Origin of the sequence: Bradyrhizobium sp. ORS 285 (assembly GCF_900176205.1) — a bacterium.
GTDB lineage: Bacteria > Pseudomonadota > Alphaproteobacteria > Rhizobiales > Xanthobacteraceae > Bradyrhizobium.
Genome location: NZ_LT859959.1, coordinates 2285273 through 2310000 on the forward strand (window position 1 = coordinate 2285273; position 24728 = coordinate 2310000).

At 64.5% G+C, this 24728-nt stretch carries 21 protein-coding genes, 1 tRNA gene and 1 rRNA gene; 17 read left to right on the plus strand and 6 right to left on the minus strand.

Translation table 11 applies throughout. The annotated features are described in order from the left end of the window. Positions 1–279: 279 nt before the first annotated feature. From BRAD285_RS10370 to BRAD285_RS10390, 4 genes are all read right to left on the minus strand, one after another. The gene (locus tag BRAD285_RS10370; RefSeq protein WP_006610610.1) at positions 280–900 is read right to left on the minus strand and encodes a nitroreductase family protein; all 621 of its coding nucleotides are present in this window, start codon (positions 898–900) and stop codon (positions 280–282) included. 82 nt (positions 901–982) lie between these two features. Next, positions 983–1912 carry an aliphatic sulfonate ABC transporter substrate-binding protein gene (locus tag BRAD285_RS10375; RefSeq protein ID WP_006610609.1) on the minus strand — a complete coding sequence of 310 codons (930 nt, stop codon included), beginning with the start codon at positions 1910–1912 and terminating at the stop codon, positions 983–985. Between the two features lie 966 nt (positions 1913–2878). Then, on the minus strand, positions 2879–3991 hold the full coding sequence (locus BRAD285_RS10385) for a hypothetical protein (RefSeq protein WP_035645322.1): 1113 nt from the start codon (positions 3989–3991) through the stop codon (positions 2879–2881). 346 nt (positions 3992–4337) lie between these two features. Continuing rightward, complete coding sequence (locus BRAD285_RS10390) at positions 4338–4994, minus strand: TetR family transcriptional regulator (protein WP_006610607.1); 657 nt, start codon at positions 4992–4994, stop codon at positions 4338–4340. A gap of 90 nt (positions 4995–5084) precedes the next feature. Between BRAD285_RS10390 and BRAD285_RS10395 the strand changes: the two genes are divergently transcribed. After that, positions 5085–5753: an O-methyltransferase gene (locus BRAD285_RS10395; RefSeq protein ID WP_006610606.1), complete on the plus strand. Its 669-nt coding sequence runs from the start codon at positions 5085–5087 to the stop codon at positions 5751–5753. An 80-nt stretch (positions 5754–5833) separates the two neighbouring features. Beyond that, positions 5834–6481, plus strand: coding sequence for an aspartate/glutamate racemase family protein (locus BRAD285_RS10400; RefSeq protein WP_006610605.1), 648 nt, complete (start codon positions 5834–5836; stop codon positions 6479–6481). 9 nt (positions 6482–6490) lie between these two features. Here BRAD285_RS10400 and BRAD285_RS10405 read toward each other — a convergent pair whose 3' ends face one another. After that, a complete protein-coding gene (locus BRAD285_RS10405; RefSeq protein ID WP_006610604.1) occupies positions 6491–7849 on the minus strand; it encodes an LLM class flavin-dependent oxidoreductase in 1359 nt (452 codons plus the stop codon). Positions 7850–8021: 172 nt separating this feature from the next. Here BRAD285_RS10405 and BRAD285_RS10410 point away from each other — a divergent pair, with 172 nt between their 5' ends. The 3 genes from BRAD285_RS10410 to BRAD285_RS10420 all read left to right on the plus strand — a co-directional run bounded on the left by BRAD285_RS10410 (position 8022) and on the right by BRAD285_RS10420 (position 11754). Then, a complete protein-coding gene (locus BRAD285_RS10410; RefSeq protein ID WP_006610603.1) occupies positions 8022–9686 on the plus strand; it encodes a tannase/feruloyl esterase family alpha/beta hydrolase in 1665 nt (554 codons plus the stop codon). 145 nt (positions 9687–9831) lie between these two features. Next, a complete protein-coding gene (locus tag BRAD285_RS10415) occupies positions 9832–10041 on the plus strand; it encodes a hypothetical protein (RefSeq protein WP_006610602.1) in 210 nt (69 codons plus the stop codon). A 111-nt stretch (positions 10042–10152) separates the two neighbouring features. Further along, the gene (locus BRAD285_RS10420; protein WP_006610601.1) at positions 10153–11754 is read left to right on the plus strand and encodes an alpha-amylase family glycosyl hydrolase; all 1602 of its coding nucleotides are present in this window, start codon (positions 10153–10155) and stop codon (positions 11752–11754) included. Between the two features lie 7 nt (positions 11755–11761). Here the strand turns inward: BRAD285_RS10420 and BRAD285_RS10425 are convergent, their stop codons facing one another. Then, positions 11762–12181, minus strand: a complete 420-nt coding sequence (locus BRAD285_RS10425; protein ID WP_006610600.1) for an NUDIX hydrolase — start codon at positions 12179–12181, stop codon at positions 11762–11764. 257 nt (positions 12182–12438) lie between these two features. Between BRAD285_RS10425 and BRAD285_RS10430 the strand changes: the two genes are divergently transcribed. The 12 genes from BRAD285_RS10430 (at position 12439) to BRAD285_RS10485 (ending at position 24664) form a co-directional block, all read left to right on the plus strand. Then, positions 12439–12666 (plus strand): hypothetical protein, encoded by a 228-nt coding sequence (locus tag BRAD285_RS10430; RefSeq protein WP_006610599.1) that lies wholly within the window; start codon positions 12439–12441, stop codon positions 12664–12666. Between the two features lie 279 nt (positions 12667–12945). Then, on the plus strand, positions 12946–14106 hold the full coding sequence (locus BRAD285_RS10435; RefSeq protein WP_006610598.1) for a transporter substrate-binding domain-containing protein: 1161 nt from the start codon (positions 12946–12948) through the stop codon (positions 14104–14106). Continuing rightward, on the plus strand, positions 14103–14768 hold the full coding sequence (locus BRAD285_RS10440; protein WP_006610597.1) for an ANTAR domain-containing response regulator: 666 nt from the start codon (positions 14103–14105) through the stop codon (positions 14766–14768). The genes BRAD285_RS10435 and BRAD285_RS10440 overlap by 4 nt, the downstream gene beginning before the upstream one ends. Positions 14769–14777: 9 nt before the next feature. After that, positions 14778–16016, plus strand: a complete 1239-nt coding sequence (locus BRAD285_RS10445; RefSeq protein WP_006610596.1) for an urea ABC transporter substrate-binding protein — start codon at positions 14778–14780, stop codon at positions 16014–16016. A 91-nt stretch (positions 16017–16107) separates the two neighbouring features. After that, positions 16108–16980 (plus strand): branched-chain amino acid ABC transporter permease, encoded by an 873-nt coding sequence (locus BRAD285_RS10450; RefSeq protein ID WP_006610595.1) that lies wholly within the window; start codon positions 16108–16110, stop codon positions 16978–16980. Between the two features lie 10 nt (positions 16981–16990). Further along, positions 16991–18055: a branched-chain amino acid ABC transporter permease gene (locus tag BRAD285_RS10455; protein ID WP_035645316.1), complete on the plus strand. Its 1065-nt coding sequence runs from the start codon at positions 16991–16993 to the stop codon at positions 18053–18055. After that, a complete protein-coding gene (locus BRAD285_RS10460) occupies positions 18055–18771 on the plus strand; it encodes an ABC transporter ATP-binding protein (protein ID WP_006610593.1) in 717 nt (238 codons plus the stop codon). Before BRAD285_RS10455 ends, BRAD285_RS10460 begins: the two co-directional genes overlap by 1 nt. Then, complete coding sequence (locus BRAD285_RS10465; protein ID WP_006610592.1) at positions 18764–19480, plus strand: ABC transporter ATP-binding protein; 717 nt, start codon at positions 18764–18766, stop codon at positions 19478–19480. The genes BRAD285_RS10460 and BRAD285_RS10465 overlap by 8 nt, the downstream gene beginning before the upstream one ends. Before the next feature lie 32 nt (positions 19481–19512). Continuing rightward, positions 19513–20502 carry an acetamidase/formamidase family protein gene (locus tag BRAD285_RS10470; protein WP_006610591.1) on the plus strand — a complete coding sequence of 330 codons (990 nt, stop codon included), beginning with the start codon at positions 19513–19515 and terminating at the stop codon, positions 20500–20502. An 11-nt stretch (positions 20503–20513) separates the two neighbouring features. Then, complete coding sequence (locus BRAD285_RS10475) at positions 20514–22253, plus strand: nitrilase-related carbon-nitrogen hydrolase (protein WP_006610590.1); 1740 nt, start codon at positions 20514–20516, stop codon at positions 22251–22253. Between the two features lie 600 nt (positions 22254–22853). Beyond that, positions 22854–24342, plus strand: a 16S ribosomal RNA gene (locus BRAD285_RS10480). Positions 24343–24587: 245 nt separating this feature from the next. Beyond that, positions 24588–24664 (plus strand) — tRNA-Ile (locus BRAD285_RS10485). Positions 24665–24728 lie beyond the last annotated feature (64 nt).

The following is a 24728-nucleotide window of genomic DNA, read 5'->3' on the forward strand; positions in this document are numbered from 1 at the left end:
GCTTTCGTCTGACGATGATCCTGCTTTCTGCCACAGATTTCACCGGGCGTCAGCGACCGGGGGCCTCATGGTTCGAGACGCGCCGCGCGGCGGCGCTCCTCATCATGAGGGGTGAGAGTTCGCACGCGGAGCAGGGGAGTTCGCGGGCAAGTGCTGTTATCTCTCCAACGTCCCCGCATCGTCCTCTGCTCGGCGGGCGTCTCAAAGGATGGGTGCGAGCACGGATCACCCGTCCAGTAGGGGCGACATTGTCATGCCGCCCCCCAGGGGATCAGAACCTCAGCCGCCGAAGCTCTTCGGGAACAGGCCGGAGGCAGCGATCTCTGCGATCGCGAGCCGTGGGCTCGGCTTCTCGCGCTCCTTGAGCATGGCCGGGAGCTTCTCGCCGCCGCCCTTGCGGCCAACCGCGATCGCGATCTCCACGGCGAAGTCGTCGGGCACGCCGAGCGCGGCCTGCGCGGCGGCGACGTCGAAGCCGCTCATGCCGTGGGTGGCCCAGCCGGACAGGGCGGCCTGGTTGGCGAAGTTGGCCCAGGCGGCGCCGGCATCAAAGGAATGCGTGCGGGTCGGCGCCGGCTCGGTCTTGCCGGCCGGGATGAAGGTCTTCTTCGACAGCACGTAGACGAGGGCTGCCGCATGCTGCGCCCAGCCGCGGTTGAACTCGATCAGCGGGGCCAGGAAGGTGTCGAATTCGGCCGAGCCGCGGCGCGCGTAGAGGAAGCGCCAGGGCTGCGAATTGTAGGAGGAGGGCGCCCAGCGCGCCGCCTCGATGAAGGTGAGAAGCTCGCTCTCGGGCAGCGCCTCATCGGTGAAACCGCGCGGCGACCAGCGGTCGACGAAGATGCGATGGGCGGGGTGCTCGGTGGCGCGATCGGTCGGCGGCGGCAGATGGGCAGTCACGGAAGTCTCCTTACGGTCAGGCTCGTCGTTGGGCCTCGGGCTCCGCGTCGCTGCAGAGCACAATGCTCGGTTCCTCTCTGGCTCACGGCGCCCGTGGTGTCCAGATCGCCAACGCAGATGTGTCCACCTTCATCGGCAGTACGCGTTCAGCGAGAAAGGCGTCGGCGATCTTCTGCTGCTCGGCGAGGCCGGCCGCGGTGACCGCGCCGACCTGGTAGGAGCGGTGGCTGTTGGCCTCCTCGACGGTGGCGGCGTCGATGCCCCAGAGCGCCGCGAGCTGGCTCGCCGCCGCGGCCGGATTGGCCTTCACCCATTTGCCGGTCTCGACCAGCTTGCCATAGATGATGTTGAGTGCGTCACCGTGCTTGGCGGCATAGTCGGCCGAGGCAAGGTAATAGCGCTTGTAGCTGGCGAGACCGTCGCTGCCGTCGGCGAGCACGCGCGCGCCGGACTGACGGATGGTGCTGGAGAGGAACGGATCCCAGGCCACCCAGGCATCGACATTGTTGCTGACGAAAGCGGTGCGGCCGTCGGCCGGCGGCAGATAGGCCGGAGTGATGTCCTTGAAGGACAGGCCGGCCTTGGCGAGCGCCGACAGCAGCAGATAGTGGCTGCCGGCCCCCTTGGTCACCGCGATCTTCTTGCCCTTTAGCTCGGCCAGCGTCTTCACCGGCGAGGCCGTCGCCACCAGGATCGCCTGCGCGGAGGGCGAGGCGGTTTCCTCGGCCACATAAGCGAGCTTGGCGCCCGCGGCCTGCGCGAACACCGGCACGGTGTCGGCGACATCGGCGCCGACATCGATGCTGCCGATGTTGATGGCCTCGAGCAGCGGCAGGCCGCTGGAGAATTCGTGCCAGGACACCTTGATATCGAGCGGCGCCAGCGCCTTCTCCAACTCGCCATTGGTCTTGAGCAGCGCGATCAGCGTGGAGGATTTCTGGTAGCCGATGCGCAACGTCTCGGCGGCTTCCGCACGCGGCGTGGCGAGTGCGCCGAGCAGGGCGACGCCCATCATCAGGATGCTGCGGCGAGCGAAGACCGGGAGCCGCTGTTGGCGCGAGCCGCCGAGGGAACGTGTCATCCGAAAATCTCCTGACGTACGATTGAATGCAGATGTCACCGGATCATTCGCAGGATCAGTTGCCTCATGCAATTTTGCAGATCGGTTTGGATGGAGAGGAAAGTTCTTCATTCGGTCGCTCCGCGAGAAGTTTGTTTTCTTCGCGGGAGAGCAGGGCAGCCGCTTGCAGTCTCGCGACGCATTCCGCGTCCGAGCTGTGCCTGCCGTTCGTCCCTCCCGGGAAGAGAGGGCGCAGGGAAGGCCGGGCGTCGACTGACACCCATGGCCCGCGTGCAAAAAGCAAAGCACGCGGCGGTCACCACAGGATCAGCCGGACATCCGGCCTTCCCTGCGCGATGGGCTTACGGCTTATACGCGATCTCCCCGGTGCGCCGGGCTTTCTGGCCACCGTTGCGCATGATGCTTGCGCATCAGCGCGTGATACTAGCGTCGGAGTATCAGGACCACGCGACTTCGCCGTCCGGCTCCCCTCGTTCGTCCGCGCGCATGACGCACGCTGCGACGAGAACCGGCCACCGCATCCCACCCAACGTTCCGTGACGTTCGCGAAGCGCCCCTCGATCGGGCGGGATAGGGTCATAAGATCATGATTTCTGTAAAAAAGAAACAAGATTATTTTTCTCCACGGGACTGGACAGGGCAAATCAGCTTGAGATCGTGGGTGAATTTCAGGTGTTGGCGCATGCGGGTGTGGGAATGCTTGTCATGCCGTCGCCTGCGCAGCGCAATGCAGTGCCCTCGCCCTGGGCCGAGGGCGCATCAGCGGCGACTGCGTTCGCTGCGGGATGGGGGGGGCGTGGACATCACGTAATGCTGGAATCTGGATAGGCGGATGACGCTCCGCTCACCCGTATTACGAGCGGATCTTACGGGGGCGCCAAGGCGAGGCAATCGGCTTTATCGAGACAGGCCCCACCGAGCCCGCTCGAAAATCTCGGCCGGTGGCATGACTTCGGACAGCTCGACCGGGCGTCGCTGCCACTGGACCACGGTCCAGCCTTCAGGATTGGCCACGCGACCGCCACTCTCTTCCTCTTTCAAAATGATGCCGTCGTGCGTGCGCCATTCGGTGCGTATGCGTTCGTCCCTCGCGTCCCTCGTGATCCTGCACCATTCCCCCAGAAATATCCCGCGTTCGACGACGACGTCCTTCTGCTCTGCGTCACGTCCGGCGCCGCTCCGCACGTACTGCGGACCTGGACGAAATTCGCCGATCCACAGGCTCTCGAACGCGCCTTGCACCGTGGCGCGAAACGTGAGTGCGGCGTGGGTTCGTTCGTTGACGATCTCGATGATCCGCGCGCCATTGGCGAATGTGGTGTCCGTTCTCACCCACGGAAAATGTCGCTTCCTGTACCTGACGCCTGCTCCGGAGGAGGCGATGCTGCCATTCATTGTCGCCGCGAAATCCGGTTGCGTTCTGGTTTCCAGGGAGGGCGTTTGCGCAGCAAAACCCGTAAAGTTCCTCCAATCAAATACGTCCGCAGGTGGCGAGGTCTCGTCCTCGGAGACTGGCGTGCGGGTCAAACGCGTCAGTCGCCAATCCGGTGGCTCCCTGATTGCGCCGTCTTCGGCCGCCCAGCCATGCGCGATCTGTATGCCGTCGTGCGTGATACAATCGCGGAAGGACACGCTCCTTCGTCCCTTCGGGTCCGCGGGACCAACAAAGTCCCAGATCGTGCAGGTCTCGTCGAGAAAAGACTGCAGCTTCTCAGTCTTCACGCTTTCCTGCCGCGTCTTATCGGTGCCAACCGCTTGGGTGACATGGAGTGACTCGTAGCGGTTGCCATCCGGCGTGCGCGTGAACGAGACAAAGCGCCCCGGGCCCTGGAAGTAGCTGCTTCGTTCGCCCATTCGGTCACCGCGCAGCCATCCATTGTGATGGCGTAGGGTCTCCTGCTGCGTGGGACGGCCGCTGTACTCTCTCGTCGCGACATAATCGGGAGCCTTGTTTGCCGCCCGACCGTCCTCCTGCGCTTGTCCCGACGATGCGACGAGGGAAGCCGCCATCGCCAGAATGGCGTGGATGGGAGCTTTCCGCCCTCGGCGAACGGACGCACATGACCGTCCTGAACGACCGTCCATGAACTCGCATCGCTGCATCGCCAGTCCAGCTCCGTGCTACTCTCTCTCCGAGCGTAAGCGATTTCCGGCCGCAGATCCAAGAGATCGAGAGGGATCGGATATCCGATTGGGGTCACGACGCGGAGCTTCGCTGGACAGCGCAAATCACCCTGGGATCGCTGGTTGATTTCGGAAGTTTTGGGGATGCGTGAAGCGCTGTCGACGCTCCCCTCGTTGTCCCGTCGCGCCTCCGCACTGATGCGGGAAGAGAGTGCTATCCCCACTTTCGCACCTAACTTCTCGGACGACTACTCCTCGGTCGCGCGCCAGCCTTCTCCAGATACGCGCAGAACATGTCCGCCATCGCATCGGCATAGGCGGAAATCTCGGCGCGGCTGCGGGGCGTGTCGGAGAAGTGTTTGCCGACCTGGCTCAGCGTCGTCTTGATCAGGTCGGCGACGCGCGCGCGCTCGGCTTGGCCGGAGTCAGGCAGCGCCTCGCGCATGAAGGCCTGCATGGTGCGGCGGCTGCGCGCCTGGGCCTCTTTCGATTCCGGCGCGTCGCGATAGAGCGGGGCGGCGTCGTCGAGTGCGCCGCGGATGGCGGCCTCGTCGCATTCCGACTGCAGGAAGGCGTGGACGAGGGCGCGCAGCCGCACCAGCGGCGGGCGGGTTTGATCATCCAGGATGCCATGCAGCAGGCTCGTCGTCTGCTGCCACTCGTCGCTCTGCAGCCGGAACAGGATCGCCGCCTTGTTGGGGAAGTATTGATACAGCGAGCCGACGCTGACGCCGGCCCTCTCGGCGACGCGCGCGGTGGTGAAGCGCTGCGCGCCTTCGGTCGTCAAAACCTGAACAGCGGCCTGCAAAATGGCGGACACGAGATCCGTGGAGCGCGCCTGTTGCGGCTGTTTTCTCGCGGAAATCTGGGCTTTTCGAGCAGAGGCCATGGCGCGATCCCGAATGCGATTAGCGAATGCGAATGATTATTCGTATTTTGAGGGCGAGGCAAACAAACACTCGATGACACGGAGACCATCATGATCACCCTCACTACTGAGCCCGTCGCGCCGCTGCTGGCTCGCCTGCTGTCCGAAGCCGCGCTGCTGCGGCCGGAGACCAGTCCCGTCTTTGCGGGCCTGGCGGAGCGCGGCGAACAGCTGATGCGCAGCAAGTCCGGTCATGTGGAGCTCTATTCGCAATTGAAAGATTTTCCGCTGCCGGTCTCCCGCGACACCGGCCTGCTGCTCTACATGCTTGCGCGCAGCTTCAGCGCCCGATCGATCGTCGAGTTCGGCACGTCGTTCGGCATCTCCACGCTGTTCCTGGCTGCGGCGCTGCGCGACAATGGCGGCGGCCGGCTGATCACAACGGAGTTCGAGCCGTCGAAGGTCGCCCGCGCCCGCAAGCATCTGACCGAAGGGGGGTTGCTCGATCTCGTCGAGACCCGCGAAGGCGACGCGCTGCAGACGCTCGGCCGCGATCTTCCTGAGAGAATCGATCTCGTGCTGCTCGACGGCGCCAAGCCGCTCTATCGCGACGTTCTCGATCTGCTCGAGAGCAGGCTGAGCGCGGGCGCGTTCATCGTGGCCGACAATGCCGATTACAGCCCCGATTATCTCGCCTATGTCCGTTCGCCGGCGAATAGCTACCTGTCGGTGCCGTTCGGCGACGAGGTCGAGCTGTCGATGCGGATCGGGCGAGACTGAGCACGACAAAGGCTGGAGTTGACGGACGGGCGGCGATTGGTTCACGAGGAGAGCCCGTCCTCCTACGTCACCAGGCCTGCATGCCTCGCATCCTCCTGATCAATCCCAACAGCTCGGCGGCGACCACCGCGATGATGGTGTCGATCGCGGCGGCCTGCTGCACGGGCCGGGTGGAGGTGGTCGGAGCGACCGCGACGCGGGCGCCGGCCATGATCGTCGATCCCGAGGCGCTGGCGGCTTCCGCGGCCGAGGTGGTGGAGATCGGACGGGCGCATGTCGGGGCTTGCGACGGCATCATCGTCGCCGCATTCGGCGATCCCGGTGCAGCCGAGCTTCGCCGCCTGTGCGCGCGGCCGGTGATCGGGATCGGCGAGGCGTCGATGCACGCGGCCGGGCAGGGTGGGCGGCGGTTCGGCGTCGCCACGGTGACGCCGGCGCTGGTCGCCGGCATCGCTGATCTTGCAGATAGGCTGCAGCTGTCGGCGCAGTTCACCGGGACGCGTCTCACACCAGGCGACGTGGCCGCGCTTGCCGCCGATCCGGCGCGGCTTGCCGCCGCGCTGGCCGAGGCGACGCGCGCCTGTATCTCGGACGGTGCCGAGGCTGTCATCATCGGCGGCGGACCGCTCGCCCAGGCCGCCGATCAGCTGCAGCCGCAATTCACCGTGCCTATCATCAAGCCGATCGCGACGGCGGTCGACCAGTTGCTGGACCGGCTCGCCGTCTGAACGCCGCCCTTAAGGGCGGTAGCTCGCCGCCGGATGCGGCGCCGCCAGCCGCGCGCGGCCGAACATCTTTTCCCGCAGCGTGCCCGGCTGATAAGTCTTCTTGTAGCGGCCGCGCTTCGTCAGCTCTGGCACCAGCATGTCGGCGACATCGGCAAAACTCTCCGGCGACAGCGCGAAGGCGAGGTTGAGGCCGTCGACGCCGGTCTGCTCGACCCAGCTTTCGATGAGATCGGCGACCTTCGCCGGTGAGCCGACGAACACCGGCCCGATGCCGCCGATGCCGATGTGCTCGGCGACCTCGCGCACGGTCCACACCCGGTCCGGATCGGCGCGGGTGACGTTGTCCATCGCGCTGCGGCCGGCATCGTTGAGGACGTGGCGGACCTGCTGGTCGAGCTCGTAGGTCGAGAAGTCGACGCCGGTCCAGCCGGACATCAAGGTCAGCGACGCCTCGTGGTCGACGTAGCGGCGATAGTCGGCGAACTTCGCTTCCGCCTCCGCGTCGGTCTCGCCGAGCACGACGGTGGCGATGCTGAAGATCACGATGTCGCTCCCCGCGCGGCCGGACTCGATCGCGGCCTGGCGGATCGCGGCGACGCGCGGCGCGATGATCTTCGCCGACGGGCCGGACATGAACACGCATTCGGCATGCCGGCCGGCGAACACGCGGCCGCGCGGCGAGGTGCCGGCCTGATAGAGAACGGGCGTCCGCTGCGGCGAGGGCTCGCAGAGATGGATGGCGTCGAGCTGGTAGTTCTCGCCGTGATGGCTGACGCGGTGCACCTTGGCGGGATCGGTGAAGATGCCGCTTTCGCGGTCGCGCTTGACGGCGTCGTCCTCCCAGCTGCCTTCCCACAGCTTGTAGACCACCTCCATATATTCGTCGGCGACGTCGTAGCGGTCGTCGTGCCCGGTCTGGCGCTGCTTGCCCATGCCACGCGCGGCGCTGTCGAGATAGCCGGTGACGATGTTCCAGCCGATGCGGCCCTCAGTGAGATGATCGAGCGTCGACATGCGGCGCGCGAACGGATAGGGCGGCTCGTAGGACAAGGTGCAGGTGACGCCGAAGCCGAGATGCTCGGTGACCGCGGCCATCGCCGAGATCAGCATCATCGGGTCGTTGACCGGCACCTGGATGGCGTGGCGCAGCGCGGCGTCGGGATTGCCGCCATAGACGTCGTAGACGCCGAGCACGTCGGCGAGGAACAGCCCGTCGAAGCGGCCGCGCTCCAGTGTTTTGGCGAGGTCGAGCCAATAGGGCAGGCGGTTGTAGTCGGAGGAGCGGTCACGCGGATGCCGCCATAGGCCGGGCGACTGGTGCCCGACGCAGTTCATCGCAAACGCATTCAACCGGATGTCCGCAGCCATGATGTCCCTCGATCGTGTCGGGCCGACAGATGACATGGTTCGGCAGCGGTTTTCAATCGCGCGGGCGCGCACGGCCGCTTGCGGCGGGCACAGGCTTGGCTATGGTCGGATGCGATCAAGCGCCGCGGAGCAAATGACGGCGCGAGACCCGCATGGTGGGAGGACGAGACCGATGCAGATCCGGATCACGGCGCTTGCCGCAATGTTGCTGTGCTCGTCGGCGATGACCTCCGCGATGGCGGAGGATTTCAAGGCGAGCTGCGCCGCGCTGGCGCAGGGCTTTTCCGGCAGCGGCCGCATCATCACGGCGGAGTTCGTCGCCGCGGGCGGCGTGCAGTTGGCGCCGCCGGCGCCCGCTGGCGCCACTGCACCCGCGCCGGATCACTGCCTGATCCGCGGCAAGATCAACGAGCGCACCGGCATCGACGGCAAGCCCTACGCCATCGGCTACGAGCTAAGATTGCCCGCGACGTGGAATGGCAAGTTCGTCTTTCAGGGCGGTGGCGGCGTCGACGGCGTGCTGCGGCCGGCGCTCGGGCTGTTGACCGGCGCGACGCCGCCGAACGCGCTCTCCAACGGCTATGCCGCGGCGTCGACCGACTCCGGTCATCTCGAAGAGCCCGGTCCGCTCGGGCCGTATCTGTTCGGCCTCGATCCGCAGGCGCGGCGCGACAAGGGCTACAGCTCGATTCCGCCGGTGGCCGAAGCGGCGAAGGCGGCGGCCGCGAAGCTCTACGGCAACGCGCCGCGCCGCTCCTATTTCGCCGGCTGCTCCAATGGCGGGCGCCAGGCAATGGCGGTGACGCAGCGCTTCCCCGAGCTGTTCGACGGCGTCATCGCCGGCGCGCCGGCCTATCGCGTGCCGCTCGCCGGCATCGACGTGATCGCGCAGGAGCAACTGCTGCTGGCGATCGCGCCGCCCGGACCGGACGGCAAGGCCGATGTCGGCAGTGCGCTGACCGATGATGATCTGAAGCTGGTCGCAGATGGTGTGACCGCGGCGTGTGACGGCGCCGATGGCGCCAAGGACGGCATGGTGCAGGACGTCATGGCCTGCCGCTTCGATGCCGCGGTGCTTGCCTGCAAGGAGGGGCAGAACTCGCAATGCCTGTCCCCGCCCAAGCTGAAGGCCGTCAAGCTGATGTTCGACGGCAGCCGCAATGCGATGGGCGGCCTGATCTATTCGCGCTGGCCCTACGATCCTGGCCTCGCCGCGCCCGGCTGGCGCGCCTGGAAGCTCGGCACGCCGAAGTCGAGCCCGCCGAATGCGCGCAATCTCACCCTCATTCCGGGCGGCGTCGCCTATGACTTCATGAGCCCGCCCGAGAAGCCGGAGGACCTCGTCGCCTGGGTGCGCAATTTCGATCTCGACCGCGACACGAAGAAGGTGATGAAGGGCGCTGATGGCTTCGATGCCGGCATGGAATACGAAGCGGCGACCTCGACCGATCTCGATGCCTTCAAAGCCAAGGGCGGCAAGATGCTGTTCTATCACGGCACGGCCGACCCGATCTTCTCCGCGCTCGATACGGTCGACTATGTCGACCAGCTCAAGAAGAGATACCCCGACACGGATGGCTTCGCGCGGCTGTTCCTGGTTCCCGGCATGAACCATTGCGGCGGCGGACCGGCGACCGATCAGTTCGATCTGCTGACGGCGCTGGACAATTGGGTGGAAGGCAAGGCCGCTGCGCCGGAAGCCATCCGCGCCACCGCGCGGCGCGCGCCCGATGTGCCGTGGCCGGGACGCACGCGCGATCTCTGCGCGTTCCCGAAGGTTCAGACCTACAAGGGCAGCGGCAGCCTCGAGGACGCGGCGAATTTCGAATGCCGCTGACCAGATCGTGCGCGCAGGTCGAACTGCGCGCACGATCGGTTGATGAGAGCTTGACGCGGCAGGCCGGGGCCCCGATCTACTGGCCAGCGCCGGCCTGTCCCGCAGCGTCGCGGCTCTCCTCATCAGCCCCTCACACCGTTCCCTTATGGTTGCCGTCAAGACGCGAGCCTTCACCATCCTGTACGAGTTCGAGCATGCCCAGACCGAGTTGATCGGCAAGTGCGTGGCGCTGAGCGATGGCAAGGCCGGAACCGTGGAGCAGGTCTATCTCGACGAACTGCACGGCCTGCGCATCGCCATCACCGGCCACGAGGGACGCTGGCCGGTATCGACCATCAAGTTCGCGGAGCGCTGAGCGGCGAACGCCCGGGCGCTTTGGAACCTTCAAACGATCGAGCGGATTGGGTTGATGTCGCATGGCCCCATGCGGCGCAGCTCATCCTTGTCGCAGGTCGCCAATTCCACGATGTCCGAGGAGACGAAACAGCCCGAGCGACCCTGGTGGCAAGACGCCGTGATCTATGAAATCGCGCCGATCTCGTTCCAGGACAGCAATGGCGACGGCAAGGGTGACCTTCCAGGACTGCTGTCGCGCCTCGACTATCTGCAATGGCTCGGCATCGATGCGGTTTGGCTGACTCCCATCTACAAGACGCCGTTTCGCGATCTCGGCTACGACATCTCCGACTATTGCACGATCGATCCGCGCTTCGGCAGCATGGCTGATTTCGATGCGCTCGTGGCGCGGCTGCATGAGGCCAACATCCGCCTCATCCTTGATCTCGTGCCGAACCACACCGCTGACGATCATGCCTGGTTCGAAGAGAGCGCCTCGTCCCGCGACAACGTCAAGGCGGATTGGTACCTCTGGGCCGATCCGGCCGCCAACGGCGGCCCGCCGAACAACTGGATCAGCCGCTTCGGCGGCAGCGCCTGGGAATGGTGTGAGGCGCGGCGGCAATATTACTACCATTCGTTCCTCGTCGAACAACCCGATCTCAATTGGCGCAATCCGCAGGTGAGGGAGGCGATCGCCGACGTCATGCGCTTCTGGCTCGCGCACGGCGTCGACGGCTTTCGCGTCGACGCCAGCGCGGTGCTGATCAAGGACGAGCTGCTGCGCGACAACCCGGATGACCCCGATGCCGGTGACGACAAGCCGCCGCCGCAGCGCCAGCGGCCTGTCTTCACCGACGATCGCCCGGAAGCGATGCAATGCATCGAGTTTCTGCGCGGCATTGTCGACGAATATGACGGCCGCCTGCTGTGCGGCGAGGTGCAGGGCAAGACCGACCGCATCGGCCACTTCTATGGCAACGACAAGCCTCGGCTGCATCTGCCGCTGAATTTCGCGCTGCTGGATTCGGAATGGACGGCACATGCGCTGCAGGCGACGATCGATGCCTATTACGGCGCGATCCCGCGCGATGCCTGGCCGGTCTGGGTGATCGGAGGCCATGACAAGCCGCGTGTCGCGGAAAAGCTCGGCGCCGCGCAGGCGCGCGTGCTTGCGATGCTGCTGCTGACGCTGAAGGGCACGCCGTTCGTCTTCATGGGCGACGAGCTCGGCATGACGCAGACGCCGATTCCCGCTGACCGCGTCGTCGATCCCTTCGAGAAGCTGGTCGGCGGCTACGGTCTCGGCCGCGATCCCGAGCGGGTGCCGTTGCGCTGGGACGACAGCCGCCACGGCGGATTTACGAACGGCGAGCCGTGGCTGCCGCAGGGCGATCCAGCGAAGACGGTGGCCCGCCTGAAGGAAGAGCCGGCGTCATTGCTGCAGCTCTATCGGGCCCTGCTGACGCTGCGGCGACATACGCCGTGCCTGACCGAGGGCCATTATCAGCCGCTGCGCTCGCGCAACGACATCCTCGGCTATCAGCGGAGGCTGGGACGCGAGACGGTTCTGGTCCTGCTCAATGTCACGCGTGAACCGCGAAAATGGCCATGGGACGGGCAGGGGGAGTGCCTGCTGTCCACCCATCCCGGCCGCCACCTCGGTGCGATCAGTGGCCCGGTTCAGCTGCAGGCCGACGAGAGCGTGATCATCGCGCTCCGGCCGGCGTGAGCTGCGATCAGCTTCGCTTGCGCTGCTGCCGCGAAAATCCCCGGATCAGCCGGCGCAGCTCGGGATGGTGGACGCGGCGCGCGGCTTCCGACGCCGACACCCAGACGAGCTTGCGCTGGCCGCGTTCGGGAAAGCGGCCGTGCTGCTTCGTCACCTCGAGCGGATAGAGCTTCACCTCGCACGGGATCTTGCGCTTGCCCTTGCGCTTCCGGTGCTTGAAGCGGCCGAGCGCCTGCCGGCTGATCTTGCCGCGCAGCCCGGCCTCCTCATAGGCCTCGATCGCGGCCACCCGGTGCGCGCGCTTGCGCAGCATCGGCGATCCCTTCGGCACCGACCAGCGTTGCTTCCGCCGCGTGGTGATCAAGAGGATGCTGAGCTCTGCAGCCTTGATACGAAAGGGCAGGGCGGCGAATTGCTTGTTCTTCATGGGACCCCCTTTCACTGCGGTGTGAACCGGGCGCTGCACAGTTGGTTCCTCTGCGCGAGGGCCCGCCCGAAGTCAACCCGTCCATATCAATTGATACGGCGCTCTCCGAAGGCTGCGGTTAACGTCGCAAGCCGGCCGGGGGCGGTCCGGTGGCCCGAACGAAGCACGTCGATCTCGGATTCACCTATGTGGATGCAGGTGCCGTGCGATCATCTAGGGTTGTGTTTGCGTCAAAATCGAAATCGGGTCCACGTTGCATGGAAGTCGAAATTCCAAAAAAACGAAGGCGTCGCGTCAAGCAGACGATGACGCTCGGTGAGCGACTGTTGCAGACGGCGCGTGAAGCGCGCGACATGGCCAAGCGCCTGCCGCCAGGGATCGAGCAGGCGCGACAGCTCAGACGCGCGCGCGAGGCGGAAGCCATCGTCGAGCTCGAGCGCTTCCTGACCGGTCCGGCGCGCAGCACGCCGCCGCGGTCGCGCTGACAGGCCGCGCGTCGCGGCCATCGACAACCAGGGATGTCGCAGCTGCATCAATTTGCTGCATGCATGCACGATTTGATGCAGCCATCGCTGCTACAACGCGCTTGACAGGTGAGGTGTTCTAAGAGACCGTAATGTCCACGCGTTGGGCACAGCGGCCCTTCGGACGCGAGCACGATCAAACCATTTCCAACACCGCGCTGATTGAAGCGTGTTTGGTTGGTGGCGAGGGCGCCCTCGGCTTGACAGCCGATGGGCGCTTTTTTGTTTTTGGGACGCGGGATGACACGGACGACGTTTCGCATCGGGGTGATGTTCTCGACGACGGGCTCGTACAGCGTCGTCGCGCGCTCGATGCTCAATGGCGCCCAGCTCGCGCTCGCCGAGGTCAACGCCGCCGACGGCCCGATCGCGCTGGAGCCGGTGGTGGTGAACCCGTCCGGCGATCTCGCGCAGTATCGCGCACTGGCGCGGGAGCTGTTGAGCTCCGGTATCCGCCAAATCGTCGGCTGCTACACCTCCTCGAGCCGCAAGGAGGTCATTCCCTGTTTCGAGAAGTTCGACGGTCTGCTTTGGTATCCATCGCACTATGAGGGCTTCGAGAGCTCCGACAATGTTATCTACACGGGTGCGGCGCCGAACCAGCACGTGCTGCCGCTGGTTGACTATCTCGCCGCGCGGGTCGGCACGCGCGCCTTCTGCGTCGGCTCGAACTACATCTGGGCGTGGGAGAACAACCGCATCTTCCGCGAGGCGTTGACTGTGCGGGGCGGGACGGTGCTGGCGGAGCGTTATCTCACCGTCGGCGACACCGAGTTCGACCAGGTCATCGCGGCGATCCTGGAGCAACGTCCGGATGTCGTGTTCAACAACCTGATTGGCACCAGCGCCTACGCGTTCTTCCGCGCGTTCCGCGCCGCCTGTCGCGCCGCCGGCATCGACCAGCCGAATGAGATTCCGGTCGCCAGCTGCACCCTGTCCGAGCCGGAGCTGAAGGAGATCGGGACCGAAGCGGTCGACGGCCATCTCTCATCGAGCGTGTACTTCTCCTCGCTCGATACGGCCGAGAATGCGGCCTTCATGCAAGCCTATACGCGCGCGTTTCCGGACGGTCCAGTCGTCTCGGCCGATGCGGAGGCTTCCTATATCGCTGTCAAGCTGCTGGCGGCGACGCTGGCCCAGGCGGGCAGCGACGAGTCGCGCCTGGTGCGCTGCGCCGTCGCTAATCAGCGCCTGCTGGCCCCGCAGGGCGAGGTGCGGATCGATCCGCAGACCTATCACGCGTGGCTGACGCCGCGCATCGGCCGGTCGTCGACCGATGCGCAATTCGAGCTGTTGCTGGAAGCGCGGCAGCCGATCGCGCCCGATCCCTACCTCGTGCAGTCGTCGCCGCGCTTCGCGACCTCCATGCGTCCTCCGCTGCTCCGAATGGTGAAGTCATGACCTTCCGATTGCTGCAGAACTTCAAGGGTGGCCGCGCGCTGGTGATCACGCGGCGGGCAGGGTGGGAGACCACGTTGGAGACGACGCTCGCCAAGCTCGGCGTCGCCTGCGAATACCCCGAGATCATCGATGGCCGCGCGCAGCTCGACGCGTCTGCGCTGCTGCCCGAGCGCGACATCCTGTTCATCGACGGCGACCTCGAAGGCGCGGTCGCGCTCGAGGTCAATCCCGCCTCGAAGCTGCCGCCGGTGCCGGTGATCGGTCTCGTCGGCGTCGAAGCGCCGAGCCGGCTCAAGGCCCTCGTCAATCTCGGCGCCACCTCGTTCCTGCGCAAGCCGGTGCATGGCGGCGCCGTCTACACCGCGCTGTTCCTCGGCATCAACCAGTTCCTGCTGCGCACCGAGATGTACGAGAAGCTGCAGGACCTGGAGAGCCGCCGCCGCGGCCGCAGGGCCGTGATCCGCGCCGTGGTCCTGCTGATGCGGGAGACCGGCCTCGACGACGACGATGCCTATTCCGCGCTTCGCCGCGACAGCATGCGGGCGCGGCAAAGTCTGGAGCTCTATTGCGAGGAGTTCCTGAGGAGACGGGCGATGCCGCCCGATACGCCCGACCGCACGAACAGCGTCACGCTGCCAGGCGGCAACAAGCAAGCGATGTAGGAGCATCACATGACCAGATCTGGAATGCGGGGGCTGCGTGCCGCAGCCCTCACGGGGACGCTTGTCTTCGCGGCAGGCGCATATGCGGCCGAAGCGCCGATCAAGCTCGGCGTGCTGGAGGACCAGTCCGGCGACTTCGCCGCGGCGACCATCGGCAAGGTGCATGCCATCCAGCTCGCGGCCGAGGAGATCAACAAGTCCGGCGGCATCATGGGCCGGCCGCTCGAGCTGGTGACTTACGACACGCAGTCGGACAACACGCGCTACCAGGAGTTCATGCGTCGCGTGCTGCAGCGGGACAAGGTCGATGTCGTGTTCGCCGGCTTCTCCTCGGCCTCGCGCGAGGCCTACCGGCCGATCGTCGACCAGTTCAACGGCTTCGCCTTCTACAACAACCAGTATGAAGGCGGCGTCTGCGACGGCCACATGGTGGTGACGGGCGCAGTCCCCGAGCAGCAGTTCTCGACGCTGATCCCGTACATGATGCAGACCTACGGCAAGAAGGTCTACACGCTCGCCGCCGACTACAATTTCGGCCAGATCTCGGCCGAGTGGGTGCGCAAGATCGTCAAGGAGAACGGCGGCGAGATGGCCGGCGAGGAGTTCATCCCGCTCGGCGTGTCTCAGTTCTCGCAGAGCATCCAGAACATCCAGAAGGCCAAGCCCGACTTCGTCGTGACCCTGCTGGTCGGCACCGCGCAGGCCTCCTACTACGAGCAGGCCGCGTCCGCCAACGTCAACCTGCCGATGGCCTCTTCGGTCAACGTCGGCCAGGGCTATGAGCATAAGCGCTTCAAGCCGCCGAGCCTGAAGGACATGTACGTCACCACCAACTACATCGAGGAGATCGACTCTCCGAAGAGCAAGGAATTCCTCGCCAAGTTCAAGGCCAAGTTCCCGAACGAGCCCTATGTGAACCAGGAGGCCGAGAACTCCTACCTCGCGCTGTATCTCTACAAGCAGATGGTGGAGCGGGCAAAGTCGACCAACCGCGACGAGATCCGCAAGGTGATCGCGATGGGCGATGTCTGCATGGACGCGCCGGAAGGCAAGGTCTGCATCGACCCCAAGAGCCAGCACATGTCGCACACGATCTATCTCGCCAAGGTCGGCGCCGACCACTCGATCTCGTTCCCGAAGGTCTGGGAGGACATCAAGCCGTACTGGCTCGGCGACGCCGGCTGTGACCTGACCAAGAAGGATCCGATGGCGCAGTATACGCCGTCGAATCCGCCGCCGAAGCCCTGATCGGCGGAAGCGGCCGCTCCGGCGTCCCCTCACGCCGGAGCGGCTTGCTCTTCATCGCTTCTCGCATCCGAACCCCACACCGATTGAAGACATGGACATCGCATCCCTGGCATTCTCTGCGCTCTACCAGTTCGGCGACGCGTTCGCCTTCCTGGTGCTGTCGGCCTGCGGGCTCGCGGTCATCTTCGGCATGATGGGCGTGATCAATCTCGCGCATGGCGAGTTCATCATGTGCGGCGCCTATGTCACCGCGGCCACCGTACATGCCGGCCTGCCGCTGCCGCTCGGCATTCTCTGCGGGACACTGGCTTCGGCCTTCGTGGGCGTCCTCGTCGAATTGCTGGTGATCCGCCATCTCTATGAGCGGCCGCTCGATACCATCGTCGCCACCTGGGGCCTCAGCCTGATCGCGACGCAGGGCACGTTGATCCTGGTTGGCTCGACCATGGCCGGCGTCGGCACGCCGTTCGGCAGTTTTCAGGTCGGCGCCTATTCCTATTCGATCTATCGCATCGTGCTGTTCGCAGCCGCCCTCGCCGTGCTGGGGGCGCTGTACGCGCTGTTCAACTGGACGCGGTTCGGCGTGCTGGCCCGCGCGACCATCCAGGTGCCGCACATGGCGGCCGCACTCGGCGTCGATACAAGGCTCATCTACAGCCTGACCTTTGCCTGCGGCGCAGGGCTCGCAGGGCTCGCCGGCGGGCTCTACGCGCCGACCATGACCCTGGTGCCGACCATGGGCGCGACCTTCATCATGGAGGCGTTCGTCACGGTGGTGATCGGCGGCGCCGACGTGTTCCTCGGCACCGCGCCGGCCGGCGGCATCCTCGCCATCGTGAAGTCGGGCATGACGTCGTGGCAGGGCCAATTGTTCGGCCAGATCGGTCTCCTGATCGCCGTCATCATCGTCGTCCGGGTGTTGCCGAAGGGCATCTCCGGCTTTGTGCTGCGCGAGCGGACCTGAGGAGGACGCCGTGACTGGACTTGCTTCCTTGTTTCGCCGCCTCGAAGGACCGCAGACGCTCGGCCGAGGGCCTGCGTTCTGGGCGCTGTTCGCGCTCGTGCTCGCCGGCGCGCTGGCCTATCCGCTGTTCAGCGACGGCTACACCGTCGGCAACACCGTCTACTTCTTCGTCTGGGTGTTCATCGCGCTCAGCCTGAGCCTGATCTGGGGTTATGGCGGCTCGCTGTCGTTCGGCCAGACCGCGTTCTTCGGCATCGCCGGCTATGGCTACGGCATCCTCACCATCAATTTCGGCGCGTCCTACGGCTTCACCTGGATCGCGCTGCTGCTGGCGATCGGCATGGCGGCGCTGGTCGCGGCGCTGCTCGGCTATTTCATGTTCTTCGGCCGCATCGCCGGCGTGTTCCTCGGCATCGTCACGCTCGCGGTGACCTTGATGCTCGAGCGCTTCATGGCGCAGACCGCCGGACCCGAATGGCGCATCGGCGCCGCCCGGCTGAACGGCTTCAACGGCATGAGCGCGATGCCGCCGCTGACCATCCCGTGGTTCGGCGGCCCGATCGTGCTGTTTGCTGACGTCGGCCTGTATTACGTCGTGCTCGGCATGCTCGTGCTGGTCTATCTCGGCCTGCGCATCCTGATGAACTCCTCGTTCGGCAACGTCATCGTCGCCATCAGGGAAAATCCCGAGCGCGCGGAGATGCTCGGTTACGACATCCGCAAATATCAGCTGATCACCTTCGTCATCGGCGCCGCGCTCGCCGGCCTCTCCGGCGTGCTCTACACGGTGTGGGGACAGTACATCACGCCCTCCAGCATGGGCATGACGGCGGCGTCGCTGCCGCTGATCTGGGTCGCCGTCGGCGGCCGCAGCGATCTCACCGCGACGATCATCGGCACGCTTGTCGTGCTGTCCGGCTTCCAGGCGCTGACGATCTACGGCAGCCAATATGCGCTGGTGTTCATGGGCGTGCTGCTGGTGCTGACCGTGCTGATCGCGCCCAACGGTCTCGTGCTGGGCGTCATCAAGGGGATCGCCAAGCTCGTGACCCGGCGCAAGCAGGAGGCCGCGTGATGGCGCTCCTGCAACTGCGCGACGTCAACAAGCATTTCGGCGGCCTGCACGTGACGAACTCCGTCAATCTCGTGCTGGAGCAGGGCGAGATCCACTGCCTGATCGGGCCAAACGGCGCCGGAAAAAGCACCTTGTTCCGCCTGATCCTCGGCGAGCATCATCCCGGCAGCGGCCAGATCTATTTTGCCGGCGAGGACATCACGACGCTGAAATCCTTCGCGCGCATCCGCCGCGGGCTCTCGGTCAAGTTCCAGGTGCCGGGCGTGTTCAAGGGCCTGTCGGTGCGGCAGAACCTGGAGATTGCGCTGCAAAGCCGGCTGCATGGTGTTGCGCTCGACAACGAGATCGATCGTCTGCTCGCCTTCCTCAATCTCGAAACCGAGCAGGCGCAGCTCGCCGGCAATCTCAGCCATGGCCAGAAGCAGTGGCTGGAGATCGGCATGGCGATCGCGCTGAAGCCGCGGCTCCTGCTGCTCGACGAGCCGACCGCCGGGATGTCGCCGGAGGAGACGCACATGACCGGCGAGATGGTGCGGCGGCTGAACGCGGCCGGCATGACGGTGCTCGCGGTCGAGCACGACATGGCGTTCGTGCGCCAGGTCGCGCAGCGCGTCACCGTGCTGCATCTCGGCCAGGTGTTCGCGCAGGGCTCGATCGACGAGATCGTGGCCGACGAACGTGTGGCGGCGATCTATCTGGGGCAGGCCCATGCGTAAGGAAGTCATCCTCACCACCGTCGGGCTTCGCGCCGGCTATGGCGGCAAGCCGGTGCTGCAAGGGTTGGAGATCGAGGTGCGCGAGGGCGAGATCGTCGCCGTGATCGGCCGCAACGGCGTCGGCAAGTCGACCCTGATGAAGAGCCTGATCGGGCTGGTGCCTGCGATGTCCGGCTCGATCGTCTATCGCGGCGAGGCCGTCGAGCATCTGCCGGCGCATAAGCGTGCGCGGCTCGGCATGGGCTACGTCCCGCAAGGCCGCGACGTGTTTCCGCGGCTGACCGTCGGCGAGAATATCGCGGTCGGAGCTGCAATCAAGGGCGGCGGCATTCCGGAGGAGGGGAAGCAACGCGTGATCGGCGCGTTCCCGATTTTGCATGAACGCTGGAGCCAGCGCGCCGGCACGATGTCCGGCGGTCAGCAGCAGCAGCTCGCAATCGGCCGCGTCCTGATCGCCGATCCCAATCTGATCCTCCTCGACGAGCCGTCGGAAGGCATCCAGCCGAACATCGTCCAGGACATTGCCCGCAACATGGTCGAGCTCAACCGCCGGACCGGCGTCACCATCATCCTGGTCGAGCAGAATCTCGACATGATCCGCGCCATGGCGCAGCGCGCCTACGTCATGGACAAGGGCCGCATCACCGCGAGCCTCGCGCGCGAGGCGCTCGACGATGCCGCCGAGATGCGCCGTCATCTCGCAGTCTGAAGAAACTTGAAACGAGCACAAGGAGAACGAGCATGGCCTGGCAGTCGGAATCGATCATGGCCCGCAAGGGCGTGGCCAAGGGCGCGCGCGGCGCGCACCATCTCATCACCGAACAGGACCAGGGCAAGTATCACTACGTCTACGGCCCCTATGTCGAGCCGGTGCTGACCATCGATCCCGGCTCGGTCGTCTCCGCCGAGACGCATGATGCGTTCGAGGGCGCGATCAAGCACGAGACCGACAGCCCGTCGAAGATCCTGAACTTCCCGTTCCTCAATCCGCAGAACGGCCCGATCTACGTCAACGGTGCCGAGAAGGGCGATACGCTCGCGGTCTACATCGAGAGCATCGTGCCGCGTGGGCCGCAGCCGCGCGGCACCACGGTGATCATGCCGGAATTCGGCGGCCTGGTCGGAACGGGGAATACAGCGCTGCTCAACCCGGCGCTGCCCGAACGGGTCAAGAAGCTGGAGATCACGGCCGAGAAGGGCACGGTCTGGAACGACAAGATCACGCTGCCTTATGAGCCGTTCATCGGCACCATCGGCACCTCGCCGGAGATCGAGGCGATCTCCTCGCTCGTTCCCGACTACTACGGCGGCAACATGGACCTGCCGGATGTCGGCACCGGCGCGATCATCTATCTGCCGGTGAATACAAAGGGCGCGCTGCTCTATCTCGGCGACTGTCACGCCGCGCAGGGCGACGGCGAATTGTGCGGCGTCGCGATCGAGCATCCGACGGTGACGACGGTGCAGGTCGATCTGATCAAGAACTGGACCATCGCCTGGCCGCGGCTCGAGACCAAGGATTTCATCATGACCATCGGCTCGGCCAGGCCGATGGAGGATGCCGCGCGCATCGCCTATCGCGAGCTGTGCCGCTGGATGGCCGCCGATTACGGCTTTGACGAGATCGACGCATACATGCTGCTGACGCAGGCAGGGCGCGTCCGGCTCGGCAACATGGTCGATCCGAAATACACGCTCGGCGCCTCCATCAAGAAGCACTTCCTGGTCTGAGGTCGCCGCCGATGTCGTTGAAGGTCAAGGTCGCGACCGTCCAGTTCGAGCCCACACTGGGGGAGAAAGAGCGCAACATCGAAGGCCTGCTCGCGCTGTGCGAGCAGGCAGCGTCGTCGGGCGCGAAGCTGATCGTGACGCCCGAGATGGGAACGACGGGCTATTGCTGGTACGACCGCGCGGAAGTGGCGCCGTATGTCGAGAAGGTGCCGGGGTCGACCACGCACCGCTTCGCAGCACTGGCGAGACGGCACGAGTGTTACATCGTCATCGGCATGCCGGAGGTCGATGATGACGACATCTACTACAACAGCGCGGTGCTGATCGGCCCCGACGGCGTGATCGGCCGGCATCGCAAGACGCATCCCTACATCTCCGAGCCGAAATGGGCAGCGGCAGGCGACCTGCACAACCAGGTGTTCGAGACGCCGATCGGCCGCATCGCGCTCCTGATCTGCATGGACATCCATTTCGTCGAGACGGCGCGGCTGATGGCGCTCGGTGGCGCCGACATCATCTGCCACATTTCGAACTGGCTTGGCGAGCGCACGCCGGCGCCATACTGGATCAGCCGTGCCTTCGAGAACTCCTGCTACGTGATCGAGAGCAACCGCTGGGGGCTGGAACGCACGGTGCAGTTCTCCGGCGGCAGCTGCGTCATCGCGCCCGATGGCAGCCTGCCGGCTGTCATCGACAAGGGCGACGGCGTCGCGTTTGCCGAGATCGATCTCGCATGGGCTCGGGCGCGGCGCGTCCTGGGCGAGCCGGTGTTCGCGCAGCGCCGGCCTGAGCTTTATCCTGAGCTGCTCACCAATACCTACAGCTGGAACCCGCGCGACTTCTTTGGGCTATATGGCCATCAGCCGTGGCCGGTGGGCAAACGCTCGCGGGTCAGCGTGGCGCAATTCGCGCCGACCTCGGATGTCGCGGCCAATCTCGTGCGCATCGCCGAGCTCGTGGCCGGTGCGAAGGGGGAGGGCGCCGAGCTGGTGGTCTTCCCGGAACTTGCGGCAACGGGGCTGACCCATCCGGCCGAAACGGCAGAGCCGATCCCAGGCCGCATCACGGCCGCGCTCACCGGGATCGCGGTGGAGCAGGGGCTGACGCTCGTCTGCGGCCTTGCAGAACGAGACGGGAACACCATCTATAATTCAGCCGTCCTGGTGACCCCCGACGGTAAAATCAGCAGCTACCGCAAGACGCATCTCACGACGGCCGAGCGCAGCTGGGCCACGGCGGGAGACGAATGGACGATTGTCGATACCCCGATGGGGCGGATCGGCATCCTGATAGGCCACGATGCGGCGTTTCCGGAAGCAGGCCGGGTGCTCGCGTTGCGCGGCTGCGATCTGATCGTGTGTCCCGCCGCAGTGAAGGGGATGTTCAGCGCAGCGCATGCCGGTACCGAGGTCGCGCAGCCTGCGCCGATCCCGACGGGGGCGGATGCGCACCATTGGCATCACTTCCGGGTTCGCGGCGGCGAGAACAACGCCTACTTCGCATTCGCGAATGTGTGCGACGCCGCGAATGAGGAGCGCGGGCTCAGCGGCGTGTTCGGTCCGGATACGTTTGCGTTTCCGCGCCGCGAAGCGATCGTCGATCGCGGCGAGGGGATTGCGACGCTCGAGATCGACACCAGCAATCTCGACAGCGTCTATCCGACCAACGTCGTCCGACGGAAAGATCTCGTCTGCATGCGCATGCCGCACTCGTATCGTACGCTGGTGCAATCCAAGGCGAGCAATTTCTGAGCTTGCGCGCCTGTTCCGTTCCAAAATGGAACGGATGCGGCATGTGACAGCGCGCAGAGCGGGGTGCGACAGCGCTGTCCACATTTCTTCACAGCCGTCGCAAAAAGTTCTTGCACGAGATGCGGCATCGCACTATCTCACCACCACGCCAGCCGGACATCACTGATGACTGAGGCCCCCGAACTTCCGGGACCAACGTTGTTTTCTCTGATGTTTCTTCTTCCGACTGGCTCTTGAGTTTTTCTTCAGAAAAGCTCTTGACGGTCTCTAAAAATCAGCTATTTGAAGCGCCCCGGCAACGGAGACTTCGACGGCGAAAGAGACCGGAGAAGGTGCACTAATTAGTTCGGAGCGACTGAGTTCGCGAACTAACAAGTGCGGGCTGTTTGACAAGTGAAGATGAAGAAAGAGAAACGTGGACGGCGGAGTCCTTGCGGGTCTCGGGATTGAGAGCTTCGGCTTTTGGTTCTGGGATCGGACGAGAAGACTTCGGCGGACAATGTTTCAAAGGTAACACCATGGTCTTTGCGCTGTGAAGCGCGGGATCGATTGGTGGGACCTCGTCAAACGTTGTGATCAGCCGGTTCAAAGCTTCAAGTTCAACTTGAGAGTTTGATCCTGGCTCAGAGCGAACGCTGGCGGCAGGCTTAACACATGCAAGTCGAGCGGGCATAGCAATATGTCAGCGGCAGACGGGTGAGTAACGCGTGGGAACGTACCTTTTGGTTCGGAACAACACAGGGAAACTTGTGCTAATACCGGATAAGCCCTTACGGGGAAAGATTTATCGCCGAAAGATCGGCCCGCGTCTGATTAGCTAGTTGGTGGGGTAATGGCCCACCAAGGCGACGATCAGTAGCTGGTCTGAGAGGATGATCAGCCACATTGGGACTGAGACACGGCCCAAACTCCTACGGGAGGCAGCAGTGGGGAATATTGGACAATGGGCGCAAGCCTGATCCAGCCATGCCGCGTGAGTGATGAAGGCCCTAGGGTTGTAAAGCTCTTTTGTGCGGGAAGATAATGACGGTACCGCAAGAATAAGCCCCGGCTAACTTCGTGCCAGCAGCCGCGGTAATACGAAGGGGGCTAGCGTTGCTCGGAATCACTGGGCGTAAAGGGTGCGTAGGCGGGTCTTTAAGTCAGGGGTGAAATCCTGGAGCTCAACTCCAGAACTGCCTTTGATACTGAAGATCTTGAGTTCGGGAGAGGTGAGTGGAACTGCGAGTGTAGAGGTGAAATTCGTAGATATTCGCAAGAACACCAGTGGCGAAGGCGGCTCACTGGCCCGATACTGACGCTGAGGCACGAAAGCGTGGGGAGCAAACAGGATTAGATACCCTGGTAGTCCACGCCGTAAACGATGAATGCCAGCCGTTAGTGGGTTTACTCACTAGTGGCGCAGCTAACGCTTTAAGCATTCCGCCTGGGGAGTACGGTCGCAAGATTAAAACTCAAAGGAATTGACGGGGGCCCGCACAAGCGGTGGAGCATGTGGTTTAATTCGACGCAACGCGCAGAACCTTACCAGCCCTTGACATGTTTGGGACCGGTCGCAGAGACGTGACCTTCTCTTCGGAGCCCGAAACACAGGTGCTGCATGGCTGTCGTCAGCTCGTGTCGTGAGATGTTGGGTTAAGTCCCGCAACGAGCGCAACCCCCGTCCTTAGTTGCTACCATTTAGTTGAGCACTCTAAGGAGACTGCCGGTGATAAGCCGCGAGGAAGGTGGGGATGACGTCAAGTCCTCATGGCCCTTACGGGCTGGGCTACACACGTGCTACAATGGCGGTGACAGTGGGAAGCTAAGGGGTGACCCTTCGCAAATCTCAAAAAGCCGTCTCAGTTCGGATTGGGCTCTGCAACTCGAGCCCATGAAGTTGGAATCGCTAGTAATCGTGGATCAGCACGCCACGGTGAATACGTTCCCGGGCCTTGTACACACCGCCCGTCACACCATGGGAGTTGGCTTTACCTGAAGGCGGTGCGCTAACCAGCAATGGAGGCAGCCGACCACGGTAGGGTCAGCGACTGGGGTGAAGTCGTAACAAGGTAGCCGTAGGGGAACCTGCGGCTGGATCACCTCCTTTCTAAGGATGGCTCTTCAGCCTGGTCTTCGGACCACGATCTTCGGATCGCGCGCTATCGAGCTGTTTTAGAAACATCAGGGGCCATCAAGATCGCCAGATCTTGCTTGAGCTCCATTGGCGGGATTTCGCCGTCTTCGTTTCTCTTTCTTCGCGGACGAACACGCTGCCTGGGGCTTGGCGCTGTGCATCATCATGGCGCTGTGAGGTGCCGGGTGGTTGACTTGATCCGAGCCTCTCAAGCGTTAGGGCTTGTAGCTCAGTTGGTTAGAGCGCGCGCTTGATAAGCGTGAGGTCGGAAGTTCAAGTCTTCCCAGGCCCACCATGCTTCGCCCTTCGGGCTACGCATGGCGCAGCCATGCAAGAGCCCTAAGGGCGGAGCATGGTGC